The organism is Vagococcus sp. 211 (genome assembly GCF_056322705.1).
In genome coordinates, this window is sequence record NZ_CM150475.1 from 1,586,854 (window position 1) to 1,608,500 (window position 21,647).

At 36.1% G+C, this 21,647-nt stretch carries 16 protein-coding genes; 3 read left to right on the forward strand and 13 right to left on the reverse strand.

Features of this window, described 5'->3' with window-relative positions; genetic code table 11:
- Window positions 1–21 precede the first annotated feature (21 nt).
- The 5 genes from ACVWM0_RS07710 to ftcD all read right to left on the reverse strand — a co-directional run bounded on the left by ACVWM0_RS07710 (window position 22) and on the right by ftcD (window position 5,446).
- Complete coding sequence (locus ACVWM0_RS07710) at window positions 22–1,341, reverse strand: APC family permease (protein WP_476472060.1); 1,320 nt, start codon at window positions 1,339–1,341, stop codon at window positions 22–24.
- Window positions 1,342–1,545: 204 nt separating this feature from the next.
- Window positions 1,546–2,136 carry a HutD/Ves family protein gene (locus ACVWM0_RS07715; protein ID WP_476472061.1) on the reverse strand — a complete coding sequence of 197 codons (591 nt, stop codon included), beginning with the start codon at window positions 2,134–2,136 and terminating at the stop codon, window positions 1,546–1,548.
- A gap of 25 nt (window positions 2,137–2,161) precedes the next feature.
- On the reverse strand, window positions 2,162–3,838 hold the full coding sequence (locus ACVWM0_RS07720; RefSeq protein ID WP_476472062.1) for a formate--tetrahydrofolate ligase: 1,677 nt from the start codon (window positions 3,836–3,838) through the stop codon (window positions 2,162–2,164).
- A gap of 66 nt (window positions 3,839–3,904) precedes the next feature.
- A complete protein-coding gene (locus tag ACVWM0_RS07725; protein WP_476472063.1) occupies window positions 3,905–4,531 on the reverse strand; it encodes a cyclodeaminase/cyclohydrolase family protein in 627 nt (208 codons plus the stop codon).
- Window positions 4,532–4,546: 15 nt separating this feature from the next.
- Window positions 4,547–5,446 (reverse strand): glutamate formimidoyltransferase, encoded by a 900-nt coding sequence (gene ftcD / locus ACVWM0_RS07730; protein WP_476472064.1) that lies wholly within the window; start codon window positions 5,444–5,446, stop codon window positions 4,547–4,549.
- Window positions 5,447–6,092: 646 nt separating this feature from the next.
- Here ftcD and glmL point away from each other — a divergent pair.
- Window positions 6,093–7,490 (forward strand): methylaspartate mutase accessory protein GlmL, encoded by a 1,398-nt coding sequence (glmL, locus tag ACVWM0_RS07735; RefSeq protein WP_476472065.1) that lies wholly within the window; start codon window positions 6,093–6,095, stop codon window positions 7,488–7,490.
- A gap of 20 nt (window positions 7,491–7,510) precedes the next feature.
- On the opposite strand, the gene treR is transcribed toward glmL, so the two are convergent.
- A complete protein-coding gene (treR, locus tag ACVWM0_RS07740; RefSeq protein WP_476472066.1) occupies window positions 7,511–8,224 on the reverse strand; it encodes a trehalose operon repressor in 714 nt (237 codons plus the stop codon).
- 136 nt (window positions 8,225–8,360) lie between these two features.
- On the reverse strand, window positions 8,361–10,961 hold the full coding sequence (locus ACVWM0_RS07745; RefSeq protein ID WP_476472067.1) for a glycoside hydrolase family 65 protein: 2,601 nt from the start codon (window positions 10,959–10,961) through the stop codon (window positions 8,361–8,363).
- 216 nt (window positions 10,962–11,177) lie between these two features.
- Here ACVWM0_RS07745 and treP point away from each other — a divergent pair, with 216 nt between their 5' ends.
- Window positions 11,178–13,130, forward strand: a complete 1,953-nt coding sequence (treP, locus tag ACVWM0_RS07750) for a PTS system trehalose-specific EIIBC component (protein ID WP_476472068.1) — start codon at window positions 11,178–11,180, stop codon at window positions 13,128–13,130.
- Window positions 13,131–13,196: 66 nt separating this feature from the next.
- Here the strand turns inward: treP and ACVWM0_RS07755 are convergent, their stop codons facing one another.
- Window positions 13,197–14,006: an aminoglycoside 6-adenylyltransferase gene (locus ACVWM0_RS07755; RefSeq protein WP_476472069.1), complete on the reverse strand. Its 810-nt coding sequence runs from the start codon at window positions 14,004–14,006 to the stop codon at window positions 13,197–13,199.
- A 540-nt stretch (window positions 14,007–14,546) separates the two neighbouring features.
- Between ACVWM0_RS07755 and apf the strand changes: the two genes are divergently transcribed.
- A complete protein-coding gene (gene apf, locus ACVWM0_RS07760) occupies window positions 14,547–15,143 on the forward strand; it encodes an aggregation-promoting factor (RefSeq protein ID WP_476472070.1) in 597 nt (198 codons plus the stop codon).
- A 100-nt stretch (window positions 15,144–15,243) separates the two neighbouring features.
- Here the strand turns inward: apf and ACVWM0_RS07765 are convergent, their stop codons facing one another.
- The 5 genes from ACVWM0_RS07765 to ACVWM0_RS07785 form a co-directional block, all read right to left on the reverse strand.
- Window positions 15,244–15,765: an NADPH-dependent FMN reductase gene (locus ACVWM0_RS07765; protein ID WP_476472071.1), complete on the reverse strand. Its 522-nt coding sequence runs from the start codon at window positions 15,763–15,765 to the stop codon at window positions 15,244–15,246.
- A 131-nt stretch (window positions 15,766–15,896) separates the two neighbouring features.
- Window positions 15,897–18,362, reverse strand: a complete 2,466-nt coding sequence (locus ACVWM0_RS07770; protein WP_476472072.1) for a heavy metal translocating P-type ATPase — start codon at window positions 18,360–18,362, stop codon at window positions 15,897–15,899.
- A gap of 1 nt (window position 18,363) precedes the next feature.
- Window positions 18,364–18,804, reverse strand: a complete 441-nt coding sequence (locus ACVWM0_RS07775) for a CopY/TcrY family copper transport repressor (RefSeq protein ID WP_476472073.1) — start codon at window positions 18,802–18,804, stop codon at window positions 18,364–18,366.
- Between the two features lie 115 nt (window positions 18,805–18,919).
- Entirely contained in the window at window positions 18,920–19,717 is a 798-nt protein-coding gene (locus tag ACVWM0_RS07780; protein WP_476472074.1) for a formate/nitrite transporter family protein, read from the reverse strand.
- A 115-nt stretch (window positions 19,718–19,832) separates the two neighbouring features.
- Window positions 19,833–21,638, reverse strand: coding sequence for a glycerophosphoryl diester phosphodiesterase membrane domain-containing protein (locus ACVWM0_RS07785; RefSeq protein ID WP_476472075.1), 1,806 nt, complete (start codon window positions 21,636–21,638; stop codon window positions 19,833–19,835).
- Window positions 21,639–21,647: the final 9 nt, after the last annotated feature.

Sequence of the window (21,647 nt, forward strand, 5' to 3'; positions counted from 1 at the left end):
AACATTAGTTACTCAGAGTCATTAAGCTTTTTTAGATTTCCCATTAATCGCAAAGTAAACGATGGCTGCAATAACAATACCTACACCACCTGAAATTAAACTTCTAGCATCCGCACCCATTGCTAACATCCATATACTGACAAGGATAGCTAGAATAGGAATAAGTGATCCGAATGGTAATCTGAACGCTGTTGTAGTGTCCGGATTTTTTCTTCTTAAGAAAATAACGGCTAATGCTGTTGGGATATATTGAATAAATCTAAAGACTACACTAAGTTCAGCTAATTGCTCGAAGCTTCCGCTTAGTAATAATAAACAAGTTAAGATACAAGAAATAATAATAGCCACGTATGGCGCTTCTTTACTATTTTTCTTAGAAACAACTTTTGGTAGTAAACCTTCATCTGCAATGGATGCTCCGTATCTTGGAATCATCATAGAGTCCCCGACATTAAGTCCTAAGATAGAGATTAAAGCCCCTACAGAAATAATCCATTTACCCCAAGGTCCAACCATTTGACCGAATGCATCTTGTACAGGTGCACCACTTTCTAAAATACCAGCACCTAACATAGCAATCGTTCCAGCAATAATCATAAAGTATAAAATCGATACAATACTAATAGATCCAATAATAGCTTTTGGTACGTTTTTCTTAGCGTCTCTCATTTCACCAGCAACAACTGGTAATGCTTCGAATCCAATGAATGCGTAGAAAATAGTCATGGACGTTGAAGCTAAGGCTTTAGATAACGAAACACCTGGTTTTAATTGTAAGAAAGGTGTGAAGTTACCATTAGAGAAACCACCTTTTATAAAGAAGATACTCATAAATACAAAGGCAATGATTGGGATTAATTTAGCAATCGTAATAGTGATTGTAAACATCTTAGATGTCTTCAAACCAGTACTATTAATAATAGATAATGTGATAACTAAAGCCACACTGATCATTGTGTTCATACCTTCTAAATTAGGAAATGCCATAATTAGTAATTTAGCAAACCCTGCGGCCATCGCTGACCAAGCAATAATTGTTACAAACCAACCCAATAAACCAACAATAAATCCAACAAAGTCACCAAAGGCTGATTTCGAATATTGGAACGCGCCACCATTTTTATCAAAGTAACAGGCAACCTCCGCAAAACAAACAGCTAATAATAAAACTAATACTGCATCAAATACCATCGCAAGTAACGATGCAGGGCCTAAATCTGTATAAATCGTACGTGGTAATAAGAATATTCCCGAGCCAACCACCGCATTAATACCATATAACGTGGCACCACCCAGGCTAAATTTCGACTTTTCTGCTTCTGTGCTTATTTCTGTACTCATAAGAGTCCCCTTTCTGATCGACAGATCATTCAAACTTTGGTCATTTTATAATCAAGGCATTTCTTTTGGTGCAAAGATTAAAACAAAAAATGATTTCCTATCCAAATTGAGTTTCTGACGAAACGGTCGGTTCTCTCACGATTTATTTCAAGTTTAGTCATGATTTTATTATTTAGTTGTTCGGCTTACGTTTCACACATCTAATTATTGAATACTAACAGCAATGATAACTGGAGTTAACGTGTGATTATCTCCTACTATCTGTAATTCAAGATCTAAATTGGGGTCTTCAACAATTAAACATTCTCTTTGTGTCAAAGATACTGTCTCATAAGATTCATTACTCATTAACTTCAGAGAAACGTCTGCTAAGGCATAAAAAAAGCAACTCATTTTAGATTGAATCTTGTGCGTTTGTTTTTCAAATAACGCTTGCATATTACCTGCTAATTCTGGCCGATAGATTAAATTAAAATCTTGGCATGTACCAACACTCGTTGTTTCATCCTCTCCTTTAAAAAAGTTTGTCTCAAAGGCTTTTAAATGAACCTGTCTCTTTTCTTCTCCAATATGAGTAAGTGTCAGGTCATTATCTAGGGACATGATGATTCTATTATATCCCGGTAAAGCACTAAAAGTTGACTCATCAAGTTGGACGTCTGCTGTAGAAATACGGAAATCAAATTCCCCTATTCTATAAGCCCCATCAGAAGGTGAGAGGAAGACTTCTGTTGTCTTCCCTCCACTCCATTCTGATACCTTATAATCAGTTGGTGAGATAATGTGATACGTCATGTTGTTCACTCTCACTTCTTAGATTTTAGAATAATCCTGAAATATTTCCATCTGCATCAATATCAATACGTTCTGATGCTGGTGATTTTGGTAAACCAGGCATTGTCATTACAGCACCTGTAAGAGCGACAATAAATCCTGCCCCTGCTGACACTTTTAAGTTACGAATTGTAATAGTAAATCCTTCTGGTGCACCAACTAATGTTGCATCTTCAGAGAATGAATATTGCGTTTTAGCCATACAAATTGGTAATTTATCATAACCTAGTTCTTCTAATTTTTTCAATTGTTTACGAGCAGCTGGTGTAATTTCTACGCCTTTACCACCATAAACTTTTTGAACGATTTTAGTTAATTTTTCTTCAATGGTATCTTCTAATTCGTAAACAAATTGGAAGTTATTTGGTTTGTCAGCAAGCTCGATCACTTTCTCAGCAAGCTCAACACCACCGTCTCCACCTTTAGCCCATACATCTGAAAGAACCACATCAACACCACGTTCTTTACATGCTTTTTCAACTGCTTCTAATTCAGCATCTGTGTCTAATGGGAATTTATTAATTGCCACGACTACTGGCATACCATAAACATCTTGAATGTTAGCGATGTGTTTATCTAAGTTAGTTAACCCTTTAACTACTGCGTCAACGTTTTCAGGTTCTAATTCTTTTTTAGGAACGCCACCATGCATTTTTAGTGCTCTAATAGTTGCTACTAACACAACAGCATCGGGTTTCAAGTTACCCAATCGACATTTAATGTCGATAAATTTCTCAGCACCTAAATCTGCACCAAATCCTGCTTCTGTGATAGCATAATCAGCATATTTCAATGCCATTTTAGTAGCGATGATACTGTTACAACCGTGAGCAATATTTGCAAATGGTCCACCATGGATAATGGCTGGTGTGTTTTCTAATGTTTGAACTAGGTTAGGATGGATAGCTTCCTTAAGTAAGGCTGCCATCGCACCTTCTGCTTTTAAATCTCCTGCAGTAACAGCTTTTCCATCAAAGGTATAAGCCACTACCATGTTTTTAAGTTTTTCTTTTAAGTCTTCAATATTATTTGCTAAACAAAGGACTGCCATAATTTCTGAAGCCACTGTAATATCATAACCATCTTCACGAGGCACACCATTTACTCGGCCTTGTAATCCGTTAACAATATGACGCAATTGACGATCGTTCATATCTACAACACGTTTCCATGTAATGTTACGGCTATCGATTCCTAAAGCATTACCATGATGAATGTGGTTATCTATTAAAGCTGCAAGTAAATTGTTCGCAGCACCAATCGCATGGAAATCTCCTGTAAAGTGTAAGTTAATGTCTTCCATTGGTACAACTTGTGCATGTCCTCCACCAGCTGCTCCACCTTTAACACCAAATACTGGTCCTAATGATGGTTCTCTTAATGCGATCATTGCTTTTTTACCCATTTTGGTAAAAGCATCAGCTAGACCAACAGAGGTTGTTGTTTTACCTTCACCTGCTGGTGTTGGTGTAATGGCTGTTACTAAGATTAGCTTGCCATCTTTTTCATCTTTCAAACGATCTAATTCACGTGCATCTAACTTAGCTTTATAATTACCATATAATGTTAAATCTTCATCTTTAAGACCTATTGTTGCAGCTACTTCAGTGATAGGTTTCATCTCTACTGAGTTAGCAATTTCGATATCTGATAAATGTGACATAATTTAATTTCCGCCTTTCTTAACACTCAACTTCTGGTTTAACTTTACTACTATTATATTTAATGTTTAAACGACTTTTAGAATCTCTTGGTAAATACTATCTGCTAGGGCACAACCTTCTGTAAGCATTGCTTCCCCTTCAGAACGATGTTTTTCAACAAATGCTTCGTCTTTAATACTTGATAGGTTAATCAATACATTCAACCAAGCTCCTTGAATCCCTGCTTTAAGATTTAGAGCGGCAACACCTAAATCACTTGCTGCATTGGTATTTGATTTTCCAATAGCACGTTGCGTTACTTTTAACGCCTCTAACATAATAGACATCATGTTAAATGGTGACTCAGCTGCTCCTTCTAAGGCTTTTTGCATAGCAGCACGTCTTGCTGCTTTTTCATCTTCTGTTTCTTTTGGCATTGAAAAGACAGCTGATACAGCATTGAATGCTTCAGTATCTTCATCAATGGCTCTTAATAAACTTGTTTGAAGTGTTTTTGTTTCTTCGAAGACTTCTTTCATCTCCTCTTCAAATTCAGCATACTTTTTTTTACCTATGGTTAATTCACAAACCATTTTCGTTAATGAAATACCCATAGTAGCTGCTAATGCTGCTGCAGATCCCCCACCTGGTGCAGGAGCATCTGAACCTAATGTTTCAACAAATTCACTGACAGTTAAATCGACTAATTTCATTTTTTATAACTCCCTTTAGTTTAGTAAATGATTTTCTAATACTTGTTTACCATAATCAAAGTCTTCTACTTGTAAGTAGTATTCCGCACAATCAATCAAAGCTTTAGCAGGTGTTAATCCAATGATCTCACTACCAATGATGTTAACGCCATAACGTTTCGCTTCCATACGGATTGTTTCGAACGTACGGTATAATGGTGTTCCTTCAAAATTAACCATGTTCATTGATACTTGAGCGATGTTACGATCTTCTAACATAACCCCAATACCTTTAGCATATTTGAATCCACCACCTGAAGCGCGGATGATTTTAGCAATTTTATTAGCAATGGTAATGTCATCAGTATCTAAGTTCACGTTAAATGCTACAAGAGGCATTCTTGCTCCCACGGCTGTGATTCCTGCTGTTGGATGGATTTCACGTTTACCAAAATCTGGTGCCCATTCTTCTTCTTTTAATTTTTCTGGCATACCTTCAAATTGTCCTTTACGAACTTTTGCTAAGTTTTTACGAGAAGGTGTTGCCGCTGAATCTTCATATAAGAAGATTGGAATATCTAATTCATCATTGATTCGTTTTGCTAATTTTTTAGAAATTTCAACACATTCTTCTAAACTTGTGTCTTTAATAGGAATAAATGGTACAACGTCTGTTGCTCCCATACGAGGATGTTCCCCTGTATGTTTTGTCATATCTATATTTTCACTTGCATATTTTACTAATTGGAAAGCTGCTTCTTGGATACCTTCTTCATCCCCAACAAGAGTGAACACGCTACGGTTATGACTTGCATCTGAAGAGTGATCTAATAACGTCACGCCTCCAACACTTTTAGCCACTGAAACTAATCCATTGATTACTGCTTCATTTTGACCTTCACTAAAGTTAGGTACACATTCGATAATTTTTGCCATTTTGACAACATCCTTTCCTTTTGCTTACTTTTTCATGTATTAATAGTACATACACTATACAAACTACTATAACCTATTTTCATTTAAACTAAACCTAATATCGTTATAAAATAAAAGTGTTTCGTTATTAAGAACGCTTTCATTTACACCGTGAATATAACACCTATATTTTCATGTGTCAACACACACAAACTCTTTAATTACAGACTTTGACGTTGTATTTCCCCTTATATCAAAATGGTTTTGGCACTTCTGATAAACCGCTTTCTTATCTCTCTTTTTTTTCAGTAAAAACTAACTTTCCTTTTTTGACTCTATTTTGACTCTAGTGTATTTTAATGAAGTATGGCCCTTATGTTTTACATTAATTGGTTAATTATAAGACAAGAGGCTACACAATAAGAGATGAAAAGAATCAGACACAGGATAAAAAAAGAAGGTGTCATTCCTCTTTTCCTCCATTTATATTTCTTTATACTTATTACTTTTATATTACGTAATAGATACTATATTGTCTTTTGACGAATAATAGATTCTAATTTTTTAAGTTAAAATAACAAAAAAAATTTTTTATATTTTTAAAAATTTTCTCTTATTTTTAAGTTCGTCTGTTATTTATCTAAACATAGAAAGAGGATGGATTACTATGAATTACTCTCTACTCATTGATTTTGGTAGCACCTATACTAAATTAACTGCCGTTGATTTAGATAGAGCATCGATTATTGGTACTAGTAAATCTTATACTACTATCAACAGCACAATTAAAGATGGTTTTGAGCATGCAAAAAAAGATCTCCTTCTATCAATAGGAGAGCCTTCTATTACTTTTAATCACTATGCATCTTGTTCCTCCGCTAAAGGTGGATTTAAAATGATAGCTATCGGTTTGTCTCCCACTTTAACAGCAGAAGCTGCAAAGCGTGCGGCCTTAGGTGCTGGTACTCGTATTTTGAAGATTTATAGCTATGGCCTGTCTCATGCAGACTTAAATGAAATAAACGACCTGGAACCTGACGTGATTTTATTAAGTGGGGGAACAAACGGGGGGAATGTCCAAGGGATTATTTCTGATGCAGAGACATTAACTGGCTTAACAGACGATATTCCGATTGTGGTGGCTGGTAATCAAGACGCTTATCCAGAAATAGCTACTCTATTCGAACAATCTGGCCATACTTTTTATTTAACAGAGAATGTCATGCCACAGGTGAACATACTAAACCCACTGCCAGTACGAGAAATATTAAGAGACATTTTTATGACCCATATAATAGAAGCAAAAGGAATGAATGATCTAGAATCAGAGATTGGAAATATCTCCATGCCTACCCCCAGTGCTGTATTATCTGCTGCTGCTCTCTTAGCAAATGGGACAGAGAATCAGAGCGGATTAGGAGATTTACTGGTTATTGATATCGGTGGAGCAACAACGGACATCCACTCCATCGGTACCGGACGGCCTACCCATCCGGATATTCGACTAGAAGGGCTTCAAGAGCCTAATGAAAAACGGACGGTGGAAGGTGATCTAGGTATGAGGTATTCAGCTGAAAGTTTGTTACATTCAGTTGGAAACCAAGCATTTCAAGAGTATTTAACACTCCCTATTGATGAGATTACTGAAAAATGCCAATTTAGAGCGCAACATCCCAGTTATATTTCTAATACAAAAGAAGACATAGCTTTTGATAACACCTTAGCTAAAATCGCCATCGAAACTGCCTTAAACAGGCACGCTGGAACTTACCGACGAGAACCTACGCCAAATCGCGTCTTACTCTTTCAAACAGGTAAAGACTTACAACCATTTAAAACAGTCATCGGTACAGGTGGGATTTTAGTACATAACAATGCCCCTCTAGATGTACTAAGTGCTTGTCTCAAAAAAGAACAGGATCCCTATTTAAAACCAGTAGATCCTTGTTTATACTTAGATGCCTCTTATCTTTTATCCTCTATGGGACTATTAGCCCAAACGTATCCAGATATCGCTCTTACCATTTTGAAACGTAACCTAAAAAAAATCAACGCCACTTCATAAAACAAGTGGCGTTGCTTTTTTTAATTGGGCCGTCTTCTAGCAAAGTCAACAAATCTAAATTTATCTAACCTATGAATCGATTGAGTGTATTCAAAACATCGGGTATCTTCTAAATGAACCAGACTTCTGACAACAACCACGTGTTTGTCCTCATTCAAATCCATTAAGCATCGTGTTTCTCTTGTCACAGGTTCCACTGTAATTTCTTTGTTTGCATATGCTATTTCAAGGCCTAATTCCTTCTCGAAATAATCATAAATAGAATCCTCTGCTCGCTCTCTGGGTAGCGTCGGAACAACGTCTGACAGAAGATAATCTTTATCTAAAATAACCACTTCTCCATCCACTTTTCTTTGTCTGACGAGTCGCCAAACCTCAGCTGCCACAGGCCAATCAGTGATTTTATTTAAAGCAGGTGAAACAGCTATTTTTTTTAGTTCAACAACAGTCGTTTCCCCTGTCATTTGCTGTGTTTTTTGTAATTCTTTATAACTTGTTAATCCAGAAATTGGAAAATCAAAACGTCGATTATCTAAGACAATGGAGCCCTTACCTTGTTGTTTATGAATATATCCAGCGTTTGTTAATAGATTTAGAGCTTTCCTAATGGTTTCTCTCGACACATTGTACTGTTTCATTAATTGACTTTCACTAGGCAAGTAACTATTAGGAGCATACTCACTATTAATGATCTTTTCTTCTAAATCTAAAAATATTTCTTTGAACTTATTCATACCTCCACTCCTTTCCTATCAACTTCTATTATAAAGATTATTAATCACTTCTGCAATCTAAATAAAAATCATTTTTTTATTTTATGTCACATATATCGCAAAAATATACAAGATTCATTTATTTTATCTTATTATTTTAATAATCAATCCTAACAACTTCATTTGACGGGATATTAATCATTTTTCCATCTACTTTCACTTGTATATCCTTGTTTGATTTAATACTAATAGTAGTTTTGTCTATTACAATATGACAATTGGCCCCTTTAAACGCTAAGTGAAAATTAATTTTACTCCATTGCTCTGGAAGGTTAGGTCTGAGTTCAAGATATTCTTCTCGTGTGTCTATGCCTGCAAAAGCACTCAGTGTGACTTGTAGAGTACTTGCCATAACCCCCGTATGAATCCCCTCAGCTGTAGTTCCACCTTGTATGTCATGGTAATCAGAAAACAACGCTTCTTGGTATAATCGCCACCCTAACGCTTTATCTCCTAACTTTACGGCCAGATATCCGTGAACAATACGAGACAAGGTTGAACCATGGCTTGTCCTATCCAAATAATAAGCTAAATTCCGATGTACATAATGTGTATCTACTTGATAGCCCAATTGTTGCAATAGGCCCGTCACCTCACTAGGTACTAGATTATAAAAAAGCATCAATACATCAGCTTGCTTAGCCACCTGATAGTCATCAGCGGACTTCCCCTCTGCATGTAATATTCTATCCATTCTTTGGATGCTTTCATATTTATTTTGATAATACGTCCAATCAAGTTCCTTTAATTCAAAATACCCTTCAAATTGTTGAATAATTCCCTCTTTGTTTATATTAATCGTTAGATTCTGTCGCATTTGATCCATTTTTTCCCATTCTTCTTTTTCCAGTATTGACTGAATGATACCTCCGAATGCATCGTCTAAACGCCATTCCGTCATTTTATTAAATAGCCAAACAACCATTAAATTAGTGTAAGCATTGTTCTTTAGACCTGCTTTATCCCTATTAGAATACCCTTCGTGAAACTCATCGGGTCCCATTACTCCACTAATATTAAACCTCTCACTCTGATTGTCGTATTCTCCTTTATCAATCCAAAACCTAGCAATCTCCAGTATCATAGACATTCCGTAAGCTTCCATAAACGCCTTGTCTTCTGTCATATGATAGTAAAACCAAATATTGTAAGCTATGGCTAGGGAGACATGACGCTGTAATCGACTGCTATCTTTTTTCCATTCCCCACTTAACGGATTCAAATGGAGACTTTGAGACTGTTCACTGCCATCTCTTCCAGATTGCCATGGATACATAGCTCCTTTAAAGCCCTCATCTTCAGCCATTTTTTTAGCCATATCTAACCTATTATATCGATACAACAATAATTCTTTCGCTGTCTCTGGAAAATGATAGATATAAAAAGGGAGTATAAATAACTCGTCCCAAAAAATATGGCCACGGTATGCCTCACCATGTAACCCTCTAGCAGTAATCGACACATCTTGATTTTTTAGACCTTCTGGAGAACCGGAAACCAACAGATGATAGGTGTGTAAATGGAGCATTTTTTGCGACATGATGTCTCCATCAATCCAAATGCCAGCTGTTTCCCAAAGCTCTTTCCAAGCAATGATCGACTGAGTTTTCATAAATTCATAACGTGGAAGTGTGGCAGGACTGTTTTCCCCCTCATCCTTTGACACATATACCATTTTTTCAAACCAATAACATTTATGAGCCTCACCTTTAAACGTTAGACTCTGTTTAATAACATTCTCTGATACCTCTGTGACAAGTTGCTCTTTTGATAGTAACGGAGAATGAAGGATGCTTTTAAAGTAAACAACTTGCGTTCGATCCTTGGTTCTAACCAACATTTCAGCTATCCTATCATGCCCATCCATGCTTACAACATCAAAATGATGTGAGTTTAAATTACGGTATCTTTCCACATTATAATTATAAACGCTACCATCCCCCTCACTTACAAAAGTAATCTTATCGCAAGGTTTTGATAGATGTATGCCATATTGAATCCCGTACACATTCCGTTGCGCCATACTCACTATTTTTTTGGTTTTAACGGTTGCTATCGTGTCATATGCTAACATGACTGTCATTTCTGCTGTAAATTCTCCCGTTCGCATGTCTACCTGTCGACTATAAGAGAGTAACTGCTTATGATTAACATTAATCCGTTCACCGTCTACAATAAAATACATTTTTTGAAAATTAGGTAAATTAACAAAATCTTCATTAGTTACTACTCTGTCACCTACAACAGATGTTGCTTCATTGTAAATACCAGACACATAGGTTCCAGGATAATCAGCGTCACTAATAGACATTTCAGGAGTGGTTCCTCGCAATGAGACAAACCCATTTCCAGTAGTTAACAAGGATTCTATAGCGTATTCTTCTTTACCTTTCGGATGATCATAATACTCTAGATTCCAACACATTTGATTTTCAAATTTTTGGATGCCTTCTGAAAAATCATCTTCCGCAAAATAAACAGGTAGATTAAGCCTTTCGGCTAGCTCCTTTCTAAGATTATTTTGTCCAAAAGCTCCTACCAAACATAGACCATCTAAGTACAATCCCTGGTGAATCAACCAGTCATCCAAGTGTTTTATTCTGTCTTTTAAAAGTGTTTCAGATATCACCTCTGTTTGTCCACCTAATATTAATGTCCATTGAGAATCTGTCACTTGCAACCTTCCAATTTTAGTCATATCGTCACCCTTCCTACTTGTACATACATCAATTTACTTCATCATAACAAAATAGACCAAATACATCAATAATATTAATTATTTTATTTAAAAGCTTTTTTATGAACAATTATCATTAAATGTTATAATTAAAACGCTTGCATTATTATTATTTTCTGAGTATGATTAACTTATAAAAGATAACTTGTGTAGACAAGTTTTAAAGGAGTGTTTCGAATGGGAAACTATCAACATGATGCCGAACAGCTGCTAAAATCCATTGGAGGCGTCAGTAATATTGCTGCCGTTAGTCACTGTGCCACACGTATGCGCTTTGTTTTAAATGATGATAAGCTTGCTAATAAAGAGGAGATCGAAGCCATCCCCGTTGTTAAAGGAATGTTTACCAATGCTGGGCAATTTCAAGTCATCATCGGTAACGATGTTGCTAGTTTTTTTAATGATTTTTCTGCTGTTTCTGGCCTATCTGGCGTATCAAAAACAGAAGGAAAAGAGGTGGCAAAACAAAATCTTTCTTGGGTCCAAAGAGCCGTCAGTATTTTAGCGGAAGTCTTTGCTCCCCTAATACCTGCCATTGTTGTGGGTGGACTGATCCTCGGGTTTAGAAATATATTAGAAGGCGTTCCTTTCTCTGGCTTGAATGGTATGACCATTACAGAATACAGTGTTTTCTGGCATGGGGTGAACCATTTTCTATGGCTTATTGGAGAAGCTGTGTTTCACTTCTTACCTGTTGGTATCACATGGAGTATTGCTAAACGCATGGGCACCACAGAAATTCTTGGTATTGTGCTAGGAATTACCTTGGTTTCTCCTCAACTTCTCAATGCTTACGGCGTTGCTTCAACAGCTACCTCTGATATTCCTGTGTGGGATTTTGGGTTCACTCAAGTTCAAATGATTGGTTACCAAGCTCAAGTCATTCCTGCTATGTTAGCCGGCTTTATGTTAGCCTACTTAGAAATATTTTTTAGGAAAATCATTCCTCAAGCTGTATCCATGATTCTCGTGCCTTTTTTCGCCTTAGTACCTACCGTTCTTGCTGCTCATGTGATATTAGGCCCCATCGGCTGGGCAATAGGTAGTAAAATCTCCTTAGTTGTGTCTACAGCTATCGCCTCAAGTTTCGCTTGGTTATTTGGTTTAATATTCGGCACATTTTATGCCCCTCTTGTTATTACTGGATTACACCATTTAATGCTCACCATTGATTTACAAATGATTGCTGATTTAGAATTCACAACTCTTTGGCCAATGATTGCTTTATCCAATATCGCTCAAGGTTCAGCTGTACTAGCAATCATTTACTTGCATAGAGGAAATGAAAAGGAAGAACAAGTCTCCATTCCTTCAACCATTTCTGCTTATCTTGGTGTCACAGAACCTGCTATGTTTGGGATTAACCTAAAATATTTATACCCCTTCGTTGCAGCGATGATTGGTTCTGGTATTGCAGGTTGTTATGTAACCATTATGAATGTTAAAGCCACAGCTGTTGGTATCGGGGGATTACCTGGTATTATTTCCATTGCAAACGGGGATAAAATCAATTTTCTAATCGGGATGGTTATTGTCATTGTTGTGCCTTTCTTCTTAACTGTTGTGTTTAGAAGAGTCCCCCTTCTTAATAAATTAGATCCTATTTCACCTAACAATACCAATCCTTATCAATTAGAAGAAAAAATGACGACAACGAACCGATCCTCAGTAACGAAAGAAGTATTCTTCGCTCCTAGTAAAGGGCGTATGGTTCCTATTACTAGTATTTCAGATCCTGTTTTTTCTCAAAAAATGATGGGAGATGGCTATGCTATCCTCCCAACGGATAACCACGTTTATGCGCCTGTTTGTGGCACAATTAGTCATATTTTTGAAACGAAACATGCTATTGGTATCCTATCTAATAATGGAGTAGAAGTGCTGGTACACATGGGAATCGATACAGTTGCCCTTAAAGGGAAACCATTTCAAGTTGCTGTAACGGAAGGACAACATGTGACGCAAGACACCCTTATAGCCACTATGGATTTAGATTATATCCGTCATTCTGAAAAACAAACAGATATCATTGTCGCTTTAACTAACATTGACATGGCTCCAAATATTGATTTAGACATGGTTGGAGAAGTTAAACCAGGACAAAAAATTGGTTCTGCTATCTTACTTTAAACAACTTCCTTCTATATAATAGGCAAATAAAATAAGCAGAGAGCCTTGAGCTCCCTGCTTATTTTTTTATTCCTCTTCTAACGAAATACGCTGATGTACTTTTTTGAAGGTCTCTCTAGAAAAAGATAAATTATGATAAGTCGCAACTTTTTCAGAAGCTTCCAATAATAATAATTCAATTTTTTTCATAAAGACAATTAAATCTTCCACAGCACACGGGGTATACGTAGATAAAAATTCCGTTTCTAAATGAGACAAAGCAGAACGCTCTCCCTCATATTTACTCCACTCTAAGTAACCATTAGGTGGGTATCCTTTTTCCATGTACCACATTGATACAAGGGCTTGTTTTAGAGCCAATGTTAAAAATTCTAAATGGTTTGGCTCATCTCGTCTCACTGTCCGGTAAATTTCGAAGTAATTACCATAATATTTATTTAAGACACGATCAAATTCTTCTTGACTGGCTAGATAGAACATCGGTTGAGACTCTTCCATTAATAATTGCACATACCCATTGTCTTTGACAATTTCGATTTCTTTTAACCAGATACTTGGAGACAACATGTCTTCTGTATAAATAAACAAATCTAATTTAATAAACGTAGCGTAGTGGCTAACAGAGTGCGTCAGTTCAAAGGTGTCGATAAACAGACACTCACCAACCGCTTTAATAATATCTTGTTGCTTTCTTTTAAAATCGACGCCTTCAGTTACAACCACTCGAGCATCAATATCTGAATACAAATCTTCCGTTCGACTTCCTATTGAACCACCGAAAAAACAACTGGTTATTTCTTCGTCCTCCTGAACCAAACGAATCAGTCTATTTTTCAAACGATCTCGGTCCACAGGTAAATTTGAATCTACTACCATTCTATTATCCCCTCCTATATTCTTTCTTTCATTATACATCAGGATGCTTCTCTCTGCTCTTTTTTTCTAATTCTTTCCCTAATTCTTTTAGATTCTCCTTTTCTTTACCTTTCCTTAATCAAAAACAAGCATTATTTTACTTATTTTTTATTTATTCCATGATAATTAACACTACAATAAGATGTCAGAAGCGACATAGTAGTAATACCTGTAACAATCCAACTATTCACAAAGGTTCAATTATAGATAGGAAATGAAAAAAATGCCATTTTATAGGCGAAAATACTCTCTATTAGCTCGTTACTATATCATTTTTTAAGACAGAGTATCTATTTAAAGGGATTTATCTATGAATCGTGCCTTCACGAACACTATTGAAAATGAAAAAATGAGATTATTTCTAATTTTCATGAATGTTACAAAACTCTGTTTTCTGTAATACAATTCATCCTTTTTCTTTACCTACGAAATATTTATCAATGGTAAAGTTAGTCTTGTCCTTGAGACACACAAAATTTTTTAAACAAGAAAGGGATTTTTATGAAATCACTAAAAACATTTTTATTAGGAACAACATTGACAGCAGCCTTCGGTATTCTATTTGGAACTAGCGCATTAGCGGACACTTTATATACAGTACAACCAGGAGATACACTTTCTAAAATCTCAGTTGACTTAGTTGGTAACCAATCATTAGTTAACTCAATCGTAAAAGATAACAAAATTAAAAATGCTAATTTAATCCACGTTGGTCAACAACTTACAATCAACTCGGATAAAGTAGAAAATACCTCTACTGAAGTAACTTATACAGAACCAGTTTATACTGAATCAACTTACACTGAACCAACTTATCAAGAAGAAACAGTCGTTTATGAAGCGCCAGCAGCTCAAGAAACAGCAACTTACTCAGGTAACGGTTCAAGTGCTAAAGAATGGATTGCTCAAAAAGAATCTAGTGGTAGCTATAATGCAACAAATGGTCAATACATTGGTCGTTACCAATTAAGCTCAAGCTATTTAAATGGTGACTACTCACCAGAAAACCAAGAACGTGTAGCAGATCAATATGTAGCGGATCGTTACGGTTCATGGGAAAATGCTCAATCATTTTGGATGAGTAACGGTTGGTACTAAGCCAACACCACCAAATAAATTTCCCCTGTCATTTTTTAGTGACGGGGAAATTTTATATATAAAATAAGCGAACAAGACTAATCTTGTTCGCTTATTTTTATTATCTAATTGTTTTAAAAGCTGTTGACCACTCTATTAACTCATCCAACATATCATTAACACCTGCACTCATGTGCTCTCCTGGTTTAAATGTTGTAAAGTTTTCAAAATCTGTGAATAGGTTAAAAGCAGGATTCGTTCTAACACTCGCCACTTTTTGTTCAGCTAAAATATTTCTAACTTGTTCAGCGGCTCTAATCCCACCACCAGAACCATAACTTACAATTCCTGCGGCTTTATTGAACCACTCATCTCTTGCGCTATCAATCGCATTTTTTAGAGCGCCAGATAAGCCGTGATTATATTCTTGAACAATAAATACATACCCATCTAATTCATTTATTTTTTCATTCCAAGCAGGATTACCTTCTCCTGTACCTAAGAATGGTAAGTGATAGTCAGCAATATCTACAATTTCAAAGTCTTGTCCTTCTCTTGATGCTGCTATTTCTTTAACATATTCTCCAACCTGTGGACTCACTCGTCCATCTCTTGTACTTCCTAAAATAATACCAAATGTCATTATTGTTTCCTCCTAATAGTTGTTTTCTCTTGTTTGTATCTTTACTATATCAACTTACTTTTTATAAGTCAAAACAAATGCTTACTTTTTGTAATTAAAAAAAGCAAAGGATGATTATCCTTTGCCTCTCTTTAATGACTCGGTTTAAATCTTTTTAATCTAAGCGCATTTAGGACAACAGATACTGAGCTAAAACTCATAGCAGCACCTGCTATCATCGGATTAAGCAGTGGTCCTCCAAACAAATGTAAGACGCCCATAGCAACAGGAATACCAAGCGTATTATAAGCAAATGCCCAAAAAAGGTTCTCTTTAATGTTTTTAATTGTGGCGTGACTTAACTCGATAGCTGTTGGTACATCCATTAAATGACTTCTCATCAACACAATGTCTGCTGATTCTATGGCCACATCCGTTCCAGAACCAATGGCCATTCCGATATCAGCCTGAGCAAGAGCCGGGGCATCATTAATACCATCACCCACCATGCCTACTTTTTTACCCATGTCTTGTAACTCTTTGACTTTTTTAGCCTTGTCTTCAGGTAAGACCTCACTTAATACATGAGTAATACCAACTTCTTTAGCAATGGCTTGAGCAGTGCGTTCATTATCACCTGTCATCATAACTACCTCTAATCCCATATCTTGAAGCTTCTTGATAGCTAACTGACTAGTAGGTTTAATGGTATCTGCTACAGCAATAATACCAAGTAAGCCTTCTTCTTTATCAGCCACATACATGGGTGTTTTCCCTTCACTAGATAATGCAGTGATTACTTTATCACTATCCATCAAAGAAATACCGCTATCGACCATCAATTTTTTATTACCTAATAAAAGAGACTGATTGTTGACTGATACTGTAATACCATGACCTGGTAAGGCTTTAAAATCAGTGATTGGTTTTAATGTTATCTCTCTATTTTCAGATTCCTCCACAATAGATTGTCCTAAAGGATGCTCAGATCCTTTTTCGGCAGAAGCTGCTAATAAAAGTAAATCTGTTTCAGATAGCTCTCCAAAGGTGATTATATCTGTTACTTTGGGTTTTCCTTCAGTTAAGGTTCCCGTTTTATCAAAAACAAGGGTCTCTAGTTGATGGGTGATTTCTAAAGCATCCCCACTTTTAATCAAGACGCCATGCTCAGCGCCCTTACCCGTTCCAACCATAATGGCCGTTGGCGTTGCGAGACCCAAAGCACAAGGACAAGCAATAACTAAAACAGAAATAGTGATCGTTAAAGCAAAAACCCAAGATTCCTGTCCAAATATCAACCAACCTAAACCAGATAAAAGAGCTAGAACCATAACCACTGGTACAAACACACCTGATACTTTATCTGCTAGTTGAGCGATAGGTGCTTTAGAACCTTGTGCATCCTCAACTAAGGTGATAATTTGTGATAACGTCGTCTCTTTCCCTACCTTTGTTGCTCTAAATTGAAAGCTTCCCGTTTTATTCAGGCTTGCTCCCACAACGTTATCTCCCAATCCTTTTTCTACAGGTAAACTTTCACCTGTTAGCATGGATTCATCCACAGCTGTACTACCTGAAATAATGATGCCGTCCACAGGAATTCGCTCGCCTGGTCGAACAAAAATCACATCTTCCACTAAAACCTCTTCCACCGGCACCTCTACTTCTTGACCTTCTCTTAATACCATCGCTGTTTTGGGTGCTAAATTCATTAGTTTTTTGATTGCTTCAGATGTTTTTCCTTTGGAGACTGCTTCAAAGTACTTTCCTAAAGTAATTAGTGTCAAAATAACCGCAGCTGACTCAAAATACAACGCCATAGCATACGTATCATCTCCCCTAGCAATTAACCATGTGGCATATAAACTATAGGCAAACGCAGCACTCGTTCCTAAGGCCACAAGCGAGTCCATATTAGGACGACCTTTAACAAGAGACTTGAAGCCAACGATGAAAAAAGGTCTTCCTAGCCATAAAACAGGTAGGGTTAATACTAACTGTAATAAAGCAAAATTTAAAGCGTGACTTTCTGGATTAACTATTTCTGGTATAGGTAGCCCTACCATGTGTCCCATAGATACATAAAGTAAAGGAACTGCAAAAAGAGCGGATTGCCAAAATCTCTGCCAGATTTTTTTCATTTTCATGACTTTTTTCTGTTCTTTTTCTTCTAACTCTCCCTTCTCCCCCTTTTTTTCCATTGCTTTAAATCCTGCATCACTCACCGTTTTTTTTATCGTTGTATCTGAGACTAACTGTTCATTATAAGATACCATCATTTCTTCCGTTGCTAAGTTAACAGCAACAGAAGAAATCCCCTCTAATTTCCCAACACTTTTTTCAACTGCTTGGACACAAGAGGCACATGTCATACCTTCGATACGGTAACTTTCTTGTCTATTTTGACGGGATGTTGCTTTGAATCCTATGTTAGAGATACTCTCAGTAATGTCTTTTGAGGTCGTTGCCTCATCGTAAGTTACTCGTAACGTTTCTGTCGCTAAATTGACACTACTCTCGCTTACGCCAGGTAGACCTTTTACGGTTTTTTCCACACTTTGCGCACAGGACGCACAGCTCATCCCCTCAATATCAAATAATTCTTCTTTTTTACTCATCTTAGCATCCCCCTTCTTGTTTACAGCGACATTGCCCTTTCATACATTGACAAGGGACACTTTCAGGAGCTGTTTTTTTCTTTTCTTGAAGCATGTCTTCCAACCATGTAATATCTGACTGACTTAACGCATAATCTTGTATCACGTCCCCTATGAATCCTCCCACTTTTCGGTGACATAATTTCCCTAGAAAGTGATTTCCTTCTCTTTTCATGGCCTCTTTTTCAGATACTGCTGCTGTATATATAAATTGTTTCCCTTCTTTTTCTGTTTTAAGATAACTTTTATCCACTAAACGGGTCAGTAATGTTTTGACTGTTGACGGTTTCCAATCATTTTTTTCCGACATAATAGGAATAATTTCACCACTTGTCGTGTGATGTTGCGTCCATACAACACGCATAATTTCCCATTCTGAATCTGTAATAACATCTATAGACATCGAGCATCTTCTCCTTTCTTTTCCTTTACAATGCCACTATACTCCTTTTCGTTTACAATCGTCAACGATAAAGTTTAAAAATAAAAAGAGTAAGGAATTTCCTTACTCTTCGTAACTAATCCAGATATTTAACATTAACTTTATTTAACCACGCATAGGTTAAACCAATAATTAATCCTCCGCCAATATAGTTCCCTATAAAAGCAAAGAAAATATTATGCAAAACAGACCCTGTTGTCATACCAACAATCGTTCCACCTGAGGCAAAGTAAGCTAAAGAGAACGCCGGGAAGTTAGCAATCACATGCTCAAATCCTAAGAATGCAAAGATAAAAATAACAAAAATAACAGTTGGTACACGTCCGCCATCGTCTTTCATACGTAATGTAATCAAGACCGCCGTATTAACAACGATATTAGCAAAAGCACCCTCTACAATAATTTGAATCGTTGATTTATCAAGTTTGCGAGCTATTCCCTCAAACAAGTAATTTCCTGCTTCTAATCCTTGATAAGGCCCTGTTAACGATATAAAATAAGCAACAACAATACCACTAATCATATTAAACAAAATACACGTAAATAAAATTTTAAGTGCTTTTGAGACATTGACTTTATTACGATACACTCCCACCGTCATATAAAGCATGTTAGACGTTCCAAGTTCTGCATTCATGTAAAGAATCATAATTAATGACCAACTAAACATAAAAGCAAATAAGAATCGACCTAATCCTTCTACCATTTTATCCCCTTGCATAGCAACTGCAAAAGCAATAGCGGTTCCTAAAGTTAAAAATAAACAAGCGAGCATTGCTCGTACAGCATAACGCATAAAATAATTATCAATCAGTTCTACTTTTTTCTCAATCGAACGATCAATTTTTTCGAACATTGGTGAGTAATTTTCCATTACATACTTCCTTTTCTATTTTTAGTGAAACCTTATTGTAATCGTATTCAAGGCATTTGTAAAGCTATTTTAGCTTGTGAAAAAAATAAAAAAGAACCCTCTAAAAAGAGGATTCTTAACCAATACCAATAACGAAATTGAGTAACTTATCTGAGTAAGTAATCGTATCATCGTCTTTGATTGTGTCATTTAATAACTCCATTTGATCCGTAATGATGCCATCAATACCATAAAACATCATTCTCTTCATGGTTTCTTCATCATTCGGTGTCCATGCGTACACTTTTTTACCTTCTGAGTTAGCAGAATTGATAAAACCACTACGCAATGTCGTATACTCTAATGTGAAGAAATCCACATTAGCTTTTGGTGGACCAACCACACTAAAAGGCATAATATAACCCACATAGTAACGTTCATCTATTTCCTTCAAATCCACCACAGTATCAAAGGTTAAAGACTGAATAATATGCCCTTTATCAAAGATACGTTCCCCGTATTTTTCATGGAACCTATCTAACATTTCTGGACTGTCTTGCTTCGTTGTTTTAATTTCAATCAGTAATTTTTGATTTAAAGCATCAGCGGCATCCATGTAATCATCAAAAGAAGCCACTTTTTCTGTCCGTCCATTTTCTTTTACTTCCATTTTCGTTAACTCTTCTAACGTTAACTCATTCGGTTTCTTAGAAACACCTGTTAAATTTTTCATATTAAAATCATGAAATACAACAAATTCATGATCTTTTGTTTCTTGAATATCCATTTCAACATAATCTGGATGTGTTGACTCACTGGTCAATCTTAAGGCCTCGATAGAATTTTGAACGGCATTGTTGTTATCTACACCACGATGAGATAGTGTGAGTGGTTTCACATCAGCGGGATGATTCAAAAATTCTGCATTAAAACTCCCCACAAACACAATAACCCCTATCCCAATAATTCCTGTAGCGATCCCTTTTAAACCTTTAGCTAAACTAGATTGCTGTTTTATTTTGGCCGGCTTAAACCATGGCAAGCTATCTGGTAGATAGTCCTTACTCCCCATATAATCAATCGTCACAAAGAAAATACCCACAGTTGAGAACACCACGTTTAATAACCAAACGGCTTGAAGTAGCGTCATTAAGGTAATAGCCGATGCTAAGGCGTAACTTGGTAACCACAGTTCAATGACATATTGTATCAAGATAATAAGAGTATAAGATACCCCTGACAGCACGGTCAAGGTTGCTGTTACGATGAAAAATTGTAAGAAGATGGCAAAGAAATTACCTTTTGTCTCTTCCCAACTTAATTTAATGGCTTCTTTGAATCCCTTGTTCTTTAAAATCATTTCAGGTAACGCAAAAATCAACCGAATCGCCACATAAATCAGTAAAAGATATAATAAAATAAACCCTGTAACAACAATAATTCTATTAGCAAAAATAACATCTAATATGAAAGCTGGAATTTTTAACTTTGAAAACAACTCAGAGTTAAATTTAATCCCACTAAAAGGTAACACCAAAAAGAAATAAAACAAGAAGAATAACAACGTACTTCCTTTAATCTTTCTGAGCTGTAAAAAAGTACCTTTAAGTAGCTGCTTCAAGGAAATAGGTTCTTGTTTTTTAATGAAATAAATACTCAATAACAGAAAAGCAAATTCAAAAAAAACAGACACAACCATTAATAACAACATGCCAATTAAACCAACAAATATAATCGGATGCTGAGATAATATAGCTCCTATATTATCATAAGAAATATAAGCAATATCACCTTGTTTTAACAAAAAACGAGTGCTGCTTGCTAATAAAGGGTTCCAAAAAAACATTAATAACCCATGCATTAATAATACATCTCTAAAGTAGGATTTTGCTCCACTTAAAAAGAGAAAAGACTTTTTCAAATTCATTTTTAAATAAGACATAATGTAACT

Bases quoted from the DNA above. Each gene is read 5' to 3' on its own strand.
- ACVWM0_RS07770 (WP_476472072.1), bottom strand. From the start codon at position 18,362: ATGAGTAAAAAAGAAGAATTATTTGATATTGAGGGGATGAGCTGTGCG.
- apf (WP_476472070.1), top strand. From the start codon at position 14,547: ATGAAATCACTAAAAACATTTTTATTAGGAACAACATTGACAGCAGCC.
- ACVWM0_RS07755 (WP_476472069.1), bottom strand. From the start codon at position 14,006: ATGGTAGTAGATTCAAATTTACCTGTGGACCGAGATCGTTTGAAAAAT.
- ACVWM0_RS07715 (WP_476472061.1), bottom strand. From the start codon at position 2,136: ATGACGTATCACATTATCTCACCAACTGATTATAAGGTATCAGAATGG.
- treP (WP_476472068.1), top strand. From the start codon at position 11,178: ATGGGAAACTATCAACATGATGCCGAACAGCTGCTAAAATCCATTGGA.
- ACVWM0_RS07785 (WP_476472075.1), bottom strand. From the start codon at position 21,638: ATGTCTTATTTAAAAATGAATTTGAAAAAGTCTTTTCTCTTTTTAAGT.
- ACVWM0_RS07710 (WP_476472060.1), bottom strand. From the start codon at position 1,341: ATGAGTACAGAAATAAGCACAGAAGCAGAAAAGTCGAAATTTAGCCTG.
- treR (WP_476472066.1), bottom strand. From the start codon at position 8,224: ATGAATAAGTTCAAAGAAATATTTTTAGATTTAGAAGAAAAGATCATT.
- glmL (WP_476472065.1), top strand. From the start codon at position 6,093: ATGAATTACTCTCTACTCATTGATTTTGGTAGCACCTATACTAAATTA.
- ACVWM0_RS07725 (WP_476472063.1), bottom strand. From the start codon at position 4,531: ATGAAATTAGTCGATTTAACTGTCAGTGAATTTGTTGAAACATTAGGT.
- ACVWM0_RS07720 (WP_476472062.1), bottom strand. From the start codon at position 3,838: ATGTCACATTTATCAGATATCGAAATTGCTAACTCAGTAGAGATGAAA.
- ACVWM0_RS07765 (WP_476472071.1), bottom strand. From the start codon at position 15,765: ATGACATTTGGTATTATTTTAGGAAGTACAAGAGATGGACGAGTGAGT.
- ACVWM0_RS07775 (WP_476472073.1), bottom strand. From the start codon at position 18,804: ATGTCTATAGATGTTATTACAGATTCAGAATGGGAAATTATGCGTGTT.
- ftcD (WP_476472064.1), bottom strand. From the start codon at position 5,446: ATGGCAAAAATTATCGAATGTGTACCTAACTTTAGTGAAGGTCAAAAT.
- ACVWM0_RS07745 (WP_476472067.1), bottom strand. From the start codon at position 10,961: ATGACTAAAATTGGAAGGTTGCAAGTGACAGATTCTCAATGGACATTA.
- ACVWM0_RS07780 (WP_476472074.1), bottom strand. From the start codon at position 19,717: ATGGAAAATTACTCACCAATGTTCGAAAAAATTGATCGTTCGATTGAG.